The organism is Mycobacterium sp. IDUB_19 (assembly GCF_055419445.1).
In genome coordinates this window covers 1-11,861 of the sequence record NZ_JBVAXR010000061.1, presented here as the reverse complement: position 1 = coordinate 11,861, position 11,861 = coordinate 1, and the positions used below count along the sequence as shown (strand labels likewise).

The window sequence follows — 11,861 nt, the reverse complement described above, 5'->3', positions numbered from 1 at the left end:
GTCACCGGCGGGACGCTTTCCAGGACCGTGCGCATCGCCGCGGCCTGGTCGTCGGGCCAGGCCGGTTGCTGCGCGGCGGGCTTGGCCAGCGCAGCGTCCAGCCGGGTCCGTAGATCGGCGGGCAGCGGCGGCAGCGAGGGCAGCTGGTCGATCGGTGGCCGGGAGGCGACTGATTGATGCCTTGGCTGCAGCGAGGAACGCCATGTAGGCCGCGATGTCGCTGACGCCAGGCCACTCATGGGGTCGCCAGGGAAGCGGCCCATGTTCGTCATCTGAGGCGGAGTGCCGCGTGCGGCTGCAGAGCTGTCCTCGTTTGTCGGTTCGTCGGCATTGGTCATCTGAATTCCCTTCATCGACAAACCAACTACCCTCGGCCGGTCTGTCGGCGACACGCGCGGCGCTGGCGCTGCGAGGCCGGGATACCGTGAAGGACGAGGCTGGCCCGCGCACGTTCTCCGGGCCCACGCCCTATGGCACCGACGGTCCGCAGCGGACCGCCAACCCGACCGACGCCCATCAAGGGACATAGCAACCAATCTCAATCGGGTGCGATCTCGGCCACATCCGTAGGCGATAGGTGTCCTACCTATCACCGTGTGTATAGGGGTTGTGCCCCTGAGCCAAATCCGCGAATGCTGCCTCAGTTCCGCGGCGGCGTCGGCTATCTCGCGGCCCTAGCCGACCATAGCGTCGACGCCGAAGCTCTCATCGCCGAAGTTAGCGCGGGGGCAAGGCCGACGGGGACAAGCGGGTATGCAGGATCCACGCTCGTCTCGAGACCCTCACCGCCACGATCTAAACCGATGAGCGACAGCACGCGATTGGGGCACTAAGTGCGGGCCTGCAAGGTGGGGCGATGGCGGTACACCTGCCGCGCGAGCTGTACCGGGGCGACGAGATGCTCATGTTCGACAACGCTGCCGGCGGGGATGAGGCGCTTCGGAGACCGGCCTGATCCGAATATCGTCTCGGACACTGAACCTTCGATTACCGATATTGTCCAAGCCTTTTGGGGTGGAAATCCGCGCTCGATCAACGTGAACCATCATCGCGCCGCGACCGTGGTCGTGCATGCGTCGGAACATCCGGGCACTCGCCAATGGTTAGGGCAATCAGCGAAACGGCGGATTTGAACGCGCACCTTCTTTGGCAGCCCGTTGGGGACCGTATCGTGACCGAGTTGATCGAGGGGACAAACAGTTTCGAGCCAGTGGGCAAAACCACCTATAGCTCCAGGTCGTACCGTCAGCGGGTCACTGATCTGGCACACCATCGCACCGCTGAGGATATGAGTCAGTTCCAGGGCGGATTCGTCGTAGTCGGTGGTACCACCGCAGCTAATCACCAACGCCGGGTGGATTGCCAGATGTGCGGTGATCCTCTCGGCCAGCACCCCAATGGTCTCCCCACTCGCACTCGGAACAGCAATAGTGATCATCGCCATGGCGCGTTCCTTTCCTCGATAGGGCTTTTCGGTGTGGGTACGCGGCTGGTCATCATGCCGGTACCGCTTGCCGGCTCGGAACGGACCCATGGCCCTTACCCGAGTCATCCCGGCAGTGCTCAATGGCCATCGCCCGGCAGATGGCGTCGTTAACTACGTACGGCGCCTCCTGCGGCAGCATGTGCCCGGCTCGCGGCAGGTGCACGTGCTGGGCACCACGGATTCCCGCCGCCAGAACCCGCCCATGTACGGGCGGTATCAACGGGTCCATCCCGCCGCTGATCACAATCGTCTGCGCCCGAATCCCGGCCAGCGCCGCGAACTGGTCATGAGCACGCAGACTGGGCAGGAATCCCACCGCGGTCGACAGCGGGGTGGTGGTCAAGGCCGTCACGGCGATCGCTGCCGCTGTGGCTGTGCGCGGCCCGTGTCGCAAACGTCCCAGCGTCGCGCGCACAGGCCTCGCCATCGCCGGAACCATGTAATCGGGTGCGTGCTTCGCAAGCTCCGGCAGCGCGGCGGCGACCGGTGTGGCCAACAACCGACCCAGCCCGCGTTCGGCGATCTTGCCGGCGGTGGTGGCGACCAAGACCAGCCCGTGCGGTTCGACGGGCCGATCACGCCGCCCGAGGTAAGCCAGTGCCGTCATCCCACCCATAGAATGCCCCACCAGGGTCACCCGCCCACTGACCTGTGCTGCGATCAGCACCTCAGCCAGGTCCTCGGCGAGCCTTTCAATCCGATAGGTGCTCATTGGCGCTAACCCAGAGTGACCGTGGCCACGGTGGTCATAGCTGATCATCCGCACTGAAGACCCGTATCTCTGTGACAAATAGGCGATTTGGTCTGCCCAAGACGCGCGTGTTAGGCAGAGGCCATGCAGAAACACCACCGTGCGCTGCGCTGATTTTGAACCGCAGTCGTGCACGGCCAGCAGCACCCCGTCATCGGTCGTGACGCTCAAATCGGCACCTTGCGCTGCGGCACATTCGTCGATCATCTTCTTCAGCCTCCTTGCCAGGCATTTACCCGTAGCGGAGATCCCGAATGCCAGCGCCTCACTGGCGACACCCCGGATAACAACGCCCGCCGTAGTTGACGCAGTGCGCCAACGGAAGTCATTGTGATTCGGCCGAGATATTCGATGCATCCGTAGGTGGTAAGTGCCTACCTACCCGTCGCGCATTTGATCGGTTTTATGTCGCGATGCTGACGAAACCACCGGTGCGGCGACCCACCCGGTACCGCAACGACTCAATTGCGCTATCGAGCCCGGTCAGGCTCCGACCACGCCGGACGTGTCACGGACGCTCAACCGGCACGCCCATCCGAGGAAAGTTCTCCGCCACAGCGCCGGCCAACTCAAGGTACGCCTGCCGTGTGGCTGATTTCAGCATCCCGAAATCGAGGTCGGCGCCCTCGGCCAGATGTCGATCGAACGGAATGAAGTGAATGGACCGACAACGTGCCTCGAAGTATTCGTGGACTTTGTCCAGCTTTAGTGTGGCTGCCCTTGGCCCTGCGACACTCAGCACCACGTGTCCTTCCCGCACGAGGTCCGAATAACCGTGCTGCATCAGCCAATCCAGTGTCGCCGATGCACTTCTGAGAGCATCGATCGCCGGCGCGCTAACCAGAACGATCGAATGGGCCAAGTCGAGCACACCGGCCATTGCCGAATGCATGATGCCGGTGCCGCAATCGGTCAGGATGACGTTGTAGTAGCCGCCCAGAATCGCAATGGTGCGCCGATAATCGGTCTCGTCAAACACCTCGGCAGCGGCGGGGTCTTGCTCACTCGCAAGCACCTCTAGTCTGCTAACCGCCATCCGAGTGTGGCCGCGGACGTCAGCGTAGCGGTTGATGTTGGAGTCCGTCAGCAGATCTCGCACGGTCGAGTTGGTGGAGACATCCCGGACGCGCTCGGCCAGTGTTCCGCGGTCGGGATTAGCGTCCACGGCGATTACCCGGTCGCGGCGCACCATTGCGAGTGCCGAACCCAACCCTAGTGTCGTGGTGGTCTTTCCAACCCCACCCTTGATTGAAAGCACAGCGACGCGAAAATCGCCCGCTAAGGGCGTACGGATCTGAGCGAGCAGATCTTGGTGTACCCGCTCCTTGCGCGAATCACCGGGGTTCATATGCCCACGTGTTGCACGATGGACGGCGCGGCGCCACCCCGATCGCGGCGCGTACTTTCGAGGATTGACGACCGTCACCTCGTCGAGCGTTGGTGGCATCCGGAATATCTGCGTTCGGTGGACTTCCGTTGACGCAGGCATAAGAGACTGAGTGGGCGGAGATTCCTCGTTGTCTTCCCGTGGAAGGTGCCAGCCGCGCAGCGGCGCACCTGGAGGAAGGGGCCGCCCGAGCCAGCCCGGTGGGGGCCACCAGGGAGGCGGCAAAGGTACGCCTAGCGGCCAGCCGGGGGGCGGTGGTAGCGGTGCTCCCAGCGGCGGAAATGGAGACCCTTGCGGACGCGGTGGCGATTCTCCCGCCGCATCAAATGCCGGTGCCGCGACGGGTCGCTTATTGAGAGCTTCACTTGCGTCGGAGGTCACGTGATTAAACTCCGCGGGCACCATAGACATGGCAAGGTTTCGCGGGGACTGAGACATCTCGCCGGTAGACGACGCTTGGAATCTCTGACTATCAGGCGAAACCCGTTCCGTTTGAGGAATCTCGTCTGCCGCAGAATCGCGTTCGTAGGCAAGGCTTGGCTGCGAGCCGCCATCCGCCGATTCAACATATGCGTTCTCCAGGACGTCCTGGGCGGGTTCGATGGCCGGTGCAGCGACGGAGCGGTAACCGGCGCCGAGCTGGCCAACGTCATCCGTATCGATGCCGTCGGTGAGCGGGTTCTGGTGCGTGAAATAGCCCGTCTCATAACCAGGTTCGCGGTCGTGCAACCGACGCTCATTCTCGTCGGAGACCGAGTACGATTCGACGTTTACATTGAGATCGACTGATATGTCACCCGGTTTCCGGACACGAAGTGCCGCCGGGTCGATCTCGAGGCCTTCCTGCGTAGGCCTGTGCCTACCCGACCGCGTCGGCACATCCTGCAGTTCGCAGGCCTGCCCTGCGGCGCTCCTTGGCGCGGCTGGCCCTTGGATGGGAGTGTCCACGGGTTGCCGCCGCAGCAGCTCTGATCTCGGAACCGGACCTCCGATCCGCTCGTCAGCCCGCGGCGGAATAGCATCCCCCGGCGTTCCGTCTCCGATCCCGTGCGAACGACCTTGATCATCCGAGCCGCCCTGGCGCTGCGGCGGCCAGAACCCTGCACCTCGGTATGCGTCCTGGGCCGAAAGCCAAGGCGGCCGCGGCAATCCGCGGCGATCGTCCTCGGGCGACTCTTGTCTGGACAATCTTATCCCTTAATGTAGCCGAACTGACCAGCCTCGATAATGCTGTGAGTGCGACCGCACACATCGACCGACGTCGCATGGTGCTGATGCTGCCTGGCACCCATATCATTTCCGAGTCTTCATATCCATGGTGTCACCACCGAGACATCTTGTATCTTTGTCGATACATCATGTATCGTACGGGCCTGCCGTGGGATACGGAAGCCCCGGCGCTCGGGCCGTGGCTTTCGCGGGCGTTAACCCCACGTGGGCTCACCATGTGGACAACTCGGGTCCGTAATGCACGGAACTCATCGAAACCGGCTGGGCAGCACTGCAACCCGCGTAAACCAACACTCGCTATACCCACGACCACACTGAGGCCACGAACCCCGATCACGACATCATTCACGAACGATCGAGGCTAGTGGCACCTAATGACGTACTGATGTCGAGGGGCTACCTAATGGGTAAGGCTCGCTAACGGGTAAGGATCGCCAGGTGTGTCGGTGCCGTCGGCAGAGCGCTGATGACACCGAGGACCTAGGAGGAAATCGTCGATGACGACATCTAGCAACGCTATCAACACAGCCGAGGCCGCTACCGGACAGCCGTATCCAGTGACGCTGTGCCCCGCGCCGGTCACGCACCACCGCGTAAGCCGAAACCAGGCGACCGCGTGTGCCATCAGCACCGAGTTGGTCATCGAGCGCGCACTGCTCAACGAACTTTTCGACGGCAGCATCACCCTTGCGCATTTGCAACAAGCTGTATCGCCTGCCTACTGCGCTGGTCTCGTCCGTGCCGCCGCGACCGTGCCCTTCCAGCCTTACGCCAAGACGGAGAACTCCGACGACTACTCCCCTATCCTGAAGTTCGGGCCAACGGCGTTCGACTATATCGGCCAACCCGACAAGTCAGGATACTTCGCCAGCGGCAGTGACGCGGCCGTGGCAGGCGCAGCGGCTTTCGCCGCGGCCGGGATCATCGACCCGCTGACGTTGGTGCTGAACGCCTTGCGGCGCGCATGGCCCGCCCCCGTCGATGTCGCCCTCGAGGGCTACTCGGCATACTTTGCCGGAGTGATGCGCGACATCCGCGACGGGACGCTGCCTCATGTCGACCACGCGAATGTCGAGACCCCGGAATTGGTAATCGGCGACACGATCGCGCAAGTAAGTCTTCTGATCTACGCGTCTGTCCCGACCACGGGGGGCGCGCTGCGCGTCTACGACAAGACACCGACCGCGGCGGACTATCGCGACCACGCCCTGGGCTATGGATTTTGCCCCGAAGCGCTGCGCGGCACAACGTTCCGTGGCGTCACCCCTGACGTAGGCAGCGTTGTGCTGTTCCCAACTACCCAAATCCACTCGGTAGATGCAGTGACCGGTGACGGGCACCGCATCACCTGGTCGACCTTTATCGGGCTCCGTCCCGGCGGGTCCCTGGTGCTGTGGAGCTGAAATGCTAAACACCTCTATGGCCCGGCCGGCGGGCGCCCGCCGGCCGCATTCCCCACCCCGAAGGGACAATCCATGGCACCCAAACCACCGGTCGATTCCTGCTATACGTCTGCTGTCGTGCCAGGCACGTCCGCCCGCGCCCTTGATCTAGGCGACCCGGTCGCCGACGCTCTTGACACCATTGAGCACCACAGCTTCCTGATCGACCCGCAACTTGCCGACACCGAGCCGTTCACCACTGCTTACGGCTGGCCACCCGACCACTCTGCCAACACCATCGTGGTGACGGGCCGACGCGGCGAGCGCACCGTGACCGCCATGTGCGTGGCACTCGCCTCGACCAAAATCGACATCAACAACACGGTCCGCAGAACCCTTGACATGCGCAAGGTGTCATTTACACCCATGGACGAAGCCGTCTTGGCCACCGGCATGGAACCCGGCAGCATTACCCCGTTCGGCGCGCCCACTGATTGGCCTATCCTCATCGATGCACAGGTAGCCGCCGCTGGCCTGGTCGTGCTAGGCGGAGGACGCCGCGACGCCAAGATCGTCGTGGACGGCTCGTCGCTAGTGCTCCTACGAAACGCCCAGATCATCAACAACCTCGCCCTACCTCGATAACCGTGCGCGTCAGCTCTTCACCAACCCGGACCCGGCCTCCGCAGAGTTGTGCGCAACTCACGGAACTCTTGGGCCGAGGCGCCGTCATGAATCAGAGCTGGATCACCCTGGGTTGCTTCACCCGCCGCATTCGAAGCCCGCTACCACACCGCCACCCTCCATTCGACTCACGCTTCAACTAGCACCTGGTCTTAATGAGACTAGATGTATCAATTTGGTGATACACACTGTATCATCACGTTGAGAACTCCCTCTCGGTTGCGGGTGAGATTCCAGCCACTGTGGTGTGGAGCACGTTGGAATCCGCGAACTCAACTTGCGGGTGTTGAACACGGCGGAGGTGAGGGACCATGTGTGGAGTCACCGGATATGTGACCTGGGGCGGTCTACCGGGCGATGACCAGGGCACCATCACGCGGATGACTGCCGAGCTGACCCATCGCGGGCCGGACGGCGCGGGACAGTGGATCGGCCCGTATGCGGCATTCGGGCATACGCGACTGTCAATCATCGATCTCGCGCACGGCGGACAACCCATGACCATGCGTGGGCGGACCGGTGCAGCGCTGGTCATCAGCTACAACGGCGAACTCTACAACTACAAAAAACTCCGCTCGGAACTGCAGGCACGTGGCCGGGACTTCGTGACGGCTTCGGACACCGAGGTCGTGCTCCAGGCGTTCGACGAGTGGGGGCCGGCGTGTGTCGACCGGTTCACCGGCATGTTCGCCTACGCAATCTGGGACGAAGCTGCACGCGAGCTGACGCTGGCTCGTGACCCCCTCGGCGTGAAGCCGCTATTTTATGTCCAGCAGGGGTCATCAGTGCTGTTCGGCAGCGAAGAGAAGGCAATCCTGGCCCACCCCGACATCGAGCCTGCCATCGACGGCTACGGACTTGCGGAGTTGTTCTGCATGGTTCCGATGGCCAATCGGGATCGTTCGGTGCTGCAAGGGTTCCAGCAAGTACGACCCGGCCACATCATGACGTTCACCGCGAACGGCGTAGTCTCCCGCTGCTATTGGAAGCTAGAGGCGCTGCCGCACAACGATGATCCAGCAACGACCGTGGCGCAAGTGCGCGAACTACTCCGGGGCTCCGTGCAGGGCCAACTGGTCTCCGACGTACCGCTGGGCACATTGCTTTCCGGCGGAGTCGATTCCAGCGCCGTCGCCGCCTTGGCCGCGAAGATGCGCACCGACGGTCAACTGGCAACATTCGACGTCGACTACGACGCCATTGAAACCAACTACGTGTCGTCGTCCCTTCACGTCAACCAGGATTCCCCGTGGGCAAGAAAGGTTTCCGAGCACATCGGATCGAATCACTCAACCAAGATCGCAACGACCGACGAACTGCTTGCGGCACAGGATCATACGCTGCGCATCTGGGGGCGTCCGATCCAGCGAACCGTCAACGTGTCGCTGTACGTGCTGTTCCAACATATCCGCGACAGCGGGATCACCGTCGTCGTCGGTGGCGAGGGTGCCGACGAGGCATTCGCAGGCTATCAATGGTGGCGAGAGGACCCGGTCGATACCTTCCCCTGGCACCAGACGTATCGCGCGGCGGGCCCACTGCTGCGACCCGACGTGGTTCGCCGCTGGGAAATCCGCGATTATGCCCAAGACAGCTACACCACGGCGCTGGCGCACGTTCCAAGACTGGATGGGGAGAGCATTCATGAACGGCGCATGCGGGAGACGTCCTGGCTCACTTATACCTACTATCTGGATTATCTGCTCCACCGAGTCGATCGCATGAGCATGGCCGCGAGTGTTGAGGCACGGGTCCCGTTCTGCGATCACGAGCTCGTGCAGTACGCCTGGAACATCCCCTGGGATCTGAAGAATCGCGGCGGAATCGAGAAGGGTGTACTGCGCGACGCGGTGCGTGACCTGCTCCCGAACGATGTCGTCATACGACGCAAGAGCGGCTACCAGCCCGCTCAGACCGAGAGCTACCAGCGAGCGTTATACGGAGCCGCCCGAGAACTTCTCGGCGACCAACAGGCACCAGTCTGGGAAGTCGTCGATCGCTCGACGGTCGCAGAGCTGGTTGCTCGTGGCGCACGCGACAACAACGAGTGGACACCGCTCAACCGAGTTGCGTATGTGCTCGAAACAAACACCTGGCTGAACAACCTTGGTGTCAGAATCGTCTGACCCACCTGATGCGTGGATTCGATTGTGGTGCAACGTGGTCAGCTATCCGCACCAGTAACGCGTTCTCCAATGAGCGCTTGCAGCAGGTCTCCGAGCGGTAGAACGTGCACCGCGCCCAGGTGATCGGCCGCGGCCGGACCGCCGCCGCACGACTGCGAGGTGCCTTTCCCTATGCGAGGATGATTCACCTGCCGGTATACACACCCTGGCTCAACCAGATCGAGACTTACTTCACTGCCGCACAGCGAAAACTGTTGACACCCGACGACTTCCCCCGACCCGGAAGTCCCTCCCCAAACGACTCGCCACATTTGAATGCGCGCTACAACACCGCCGCCCGAACATTCGACTGACGCTTCAACATCAATAACCTCAACAACTCCTGACCCGAATTCATCGCATGTCCTTCGACGGACCAACCGGTGGGCCCCCGCGTCTCGTCGGCTCGCTACCAGCCCCTGCGGCGCGGTGCCGAGGCGACCATTTGGTCCTTATCCGTGGCCTCGCGGCTGCGATAGACGATGTAGGGCCGGAACAGGTAGGCGATCGGGGCGCTGAACATGTGCACCAGCCGGGTGAACGGCAGGAGCGTGAACAGCACCATCCCGATCAGGGCGTGCAGCTGGTAGTCCAGCGGGGCATTGATCATCACCTCGCCGTGCGGCTGGAATATCCAGATCCGGCGGAACCACATGCCGACGGTGTAGCGGTAGTGGAACTCCCCGCCGTGCGGTCCGGTGCCGATCAGGTCGCAGTACAGACCGACCACGATGGCCAGCACCAGCACCACATACATCACCTTGTCGCTGCGGGTGGTGGCCATCGATACCGCCGGGCGGGTGAACCGCCGGTAGATCAGCAACCCGATTCCGATCAGGGTCGCGATGCCGGCCATCGACCCGGCGATGACGGCTTGCAGGTGGTAGGCGTGGTCGCTCACTTTCAGCATGTGCGTCACCCGCGGCGGGATGAACAGCCCCATCACGTGACCGGCGAAGACCGCCAGGATGCCGAAGTGGAACATCGGGCTGGCGATGCTGAGCAACCGCGACTCGTAGATCTGCGACGAACGCGACGTCCAACCGAATTTGTCGTAGCGGTAGCGCCACCAGGTGCCGACGATCAGGACCGTCAGGGTGACGTACGGCGCGATGTCCCAGAACAGGACGTTGCTAAACATCTGACGCTCCTTTTTCGCGCCTGGGCGGTACGGTTAGCTGAAAGGGTTGCAGCCCAACGGATTCCGCCGGAGGCCCGGCCTTCGCCAGCCGCTGGGCGCGACGCACCTCCTGATCGGTGGCCACGGGCAGGGTCGCGCAGACCGCTGCCACGGTGGGCTCGTACGGCGAGTTGGCGTCGGCCAGCGCGCCACGCAACACGTCGATGGGGACCCGGTGCTCGGTCAACAGCCGCCGCCCGGCGTCGGGGTCGACGGTGGCGGCGAATTCCAGCACGACGGGCAAGTGATCCGGCGCCTCGGTACGCGGGGGCTGCGCACCGGCCTCGCGGTAGGCGGTGGCGAACGCCAGCATTTCCCTGCCGCGGTTGCGGGTGTCTCCGGCGGTCCAGTACGTCAGGTACATCGTGGCGCGCCGGCGCATGTCGAACGTCGCGACGTAGTCCATCGCGGCGGCCATCGGCTCCCGGCCCCGCAAGGCGAGGACCGTCTGTTCGAGCAATTCCGCTGTGGGCCCGTCGATGTGGCCCAGCAATTCGTCGACGGTGTCCAGCCGCCCCGGCAGCTGCTCATCCGGGTAGGCCAGCAGCAGCGATGCCGCCTGCCACACCAGCCGGTCCTGCATCGTCCGGGTGCCGGCGCGATCCCGGAATCCGGCCAGCAGCTTCATGGCCGGTGCTCCTCGGGGAACATTCCGGCGGGCACCTTGCCGCCATCCCAGTTGAGCAGGTTCACCCGGGACCGTTGCTGAGCGTGGAACGTCTCCACGGACACGGGTGCCGGTTCCGCCTCGTACATGCCCGGCCCGCCGTCTTCGTCCAACGAGCAACCCATCTGCTCGAGATCGCGAGCCTGCGGGTTGAAGGCGGTCGGAATGACGTAGCGGTCTTCATATTTCGCGATGGCGAGCAGCCGGTACATCTCGTAGATCTGTTCTTCGGTCATCCCCACCGAGTGCGGGATGTGGGGCTGGGTTTCGCGCCCCAGGTTGATGTCGCGCATGTACGAGCGCATCGCCGCGAGTCGCTGCAACACACCCTCGACCACGGCGGTGTCGCCGGCGGTGAACAGTTCGGCCAGGTACTGCATCGGGATGCGCAGCGCGTCCAGCGCGCCGAACAGGTTGCCCAGGTCTTCCCCGTCGTGGCCGTCGCGACTGACCGCGTCGACCACCGGCGACAGCGGCGGGATGTACCAAACCATCGGCATGGTGCGGTATTCCGGGTGCAGCGGCAGCGCCACCTTGTATTTGTGGATCAGCGCGTAGACCGGGGAGCGCTGCGCGGCCTCGATCCACTCCTCGGAGATGCCACCCTCGCGGGCGGCAGCGATCACCTCGGGGTCGTTCGGGTCCAACAGGATCCGGCACTGCGCCTCGTAGAGGTCGGTGTCGTTTTCCACCGACGCCGCCTCGAGCACCCGGTCGACGTCGTAGAGGACCAGGCCCAGGTAGCGCAGCCGTCCCACGCAGGTCTCCGAGCAGATGGTCGGCAGGCCGACCTCCATCCGCGGGTAGCACAGGGTGCACTTCTCGGCTTTGCCGGTCTTGTGGTTGAAATAGACCTTCTTGTAAGGACATCCGGACACGCACATCCGCCAGCCGCGGCAGCGGTCCTGGTCGACCAGCACGATGCCGTC

Annotated in this window: 8 protein-coding genes and 2 pseudogenes; 3 read left to right on the top strand and 7 right to left on the bottom strand. The window is 63.4% G+C overall.

From position 1 onward, the window contains the following. The 4 genes and pseudogenes from ACZY0B_RS25665 to ACZY0B_RS25650 all read right to left on the bottom strand — a co-directional run. Positions 1-338, bottom strand: a pseudogene (locus ACZY0B_RS25665) (hypothetical protein); the annotation flags it as partial. 707 nt (positions 339-1,045) lie between these two features. Then, entirely contained in the window at positions 1,046-1,444 is a 399-nt protein-coding gene (locus ACZY0B_RS25660; RefSeq protein WP_463767051.1) for a hypothetical protein, read from the bottom strand. 52 nt (positions 1,445-1,496) lie between these two features. After that, entirely contained in the window at positions 1,497-2,444 is a 948-nt protein-coding gene (locus ACZY0B_RS25655; protein ID WP_463767050.1) for an alpha/beta fold hydrolase, read from the bottom strand. A gap of 301 nt (positions 2,445-2,745) precedes the next feature. Beyond that, a pseudogene (locus ACZY0B_RS25650) lies at positions 2,746-3,696 on the bottom strand (MinD/ParA family ATP-binding protein); the annotation flags it as partial. A 1,793-nt stretch (positions 3,697-5,489) separates the two neighbouring features. On the opposite strand from ACZY0B_RS25650, the gene ACZY0B_RS25645 reads away from it, so the two are divergent. The 3 genes from ACZY0B_RS25645 to asnB all read left to right on the top strand — a co-directional run bounded on the left by ACZY0B_RS25645 (position 5,490) and on the right by asnB (position 9,046). Next, positions 5,490-6,257 carry a 2OG-Fe(II)-dependent halogenase WelO5 family protein gene (locus ACZY0B_RS25645; RefSeq protein WP_463767049.1) on the top strand — a complete coding sequence of 256 codons (768 nt, stop codon included), beginning with the start codon at positions 5,490-5,492 and terminating at the stop codon, positions 6,255-6,257. A 72-nt stretch (positions 6,258-6,329) separates the two neighbouring features. After that, positions 6,330-6,881: a YbaK/EbsC family protein gene (locus tag ACZY0B_RS25640; RefSeq protein ID WP_463767048.1), complete on the top strand. Its 552-nt coding sequence runs from the start codon at positions 6,330-6,332 to the stop codon at positions 6,879-6,881. Positions 6,882-7,231: 350 nt separating this feature from the next. Then, the gene (asnB, locus tag ACZY0B_RS25635) at positions 7,232-9,046 is read left to right on the top strand and encodes an asparagine synthase (glutamine-hydrolyzing) (RefSeq protein WP_463767047.1); all 1,815 of its coding nucleotides are present in this window, start codon (positions 7,232-7,234) and stop codon (positions 9,044-9,046) included. A gap of 448 nt (positions 9,047-9,494) precedes the next feature. Here asnB and narI read toward each other — a convergent pair whose 3' ends face one another. From narI to ACZY0B_RS25620, 3 genes are all read right to left on the bottom strand, one after another. Further along, on the bottom strand, positions 9,495-10,226 hold the full coding sequence (gene narI / locus ACZY0B_RS25630) for a respiratory nitrate reductase subunit gamma (protein WP_463767046.1): 732 nt from the start codon (positions 10,224-10,226) through the stop codon (positions 9,495-9,497). Beyond that, complete coding sequence (narJ, locus tag ACZY0B_RS25625) at positions 10,219-10,893, bottom strand: nitrate reductase molybdenum cofactor assembly chaperone (RefSeq protein WP_463767045.1); 675 nt, start codon at positions 10,891-10,893, stop codon at positions 10,219-10,221. Before narJ ends, narI begins: the two co-directional genes overlap by 8 nt. After that, a partial coding sequence (locus tag ACZY0B_RS25620) for a 4Fe-4S dicluster domain-containing protein (protein WP_463767044.1) occupies positions 10,890-11,861 on the bottom strand: 972 nt, incomplete at its 5' end. The genes narJ and ACZY0B_RS25620, both read right to left, overlap by 4 nt.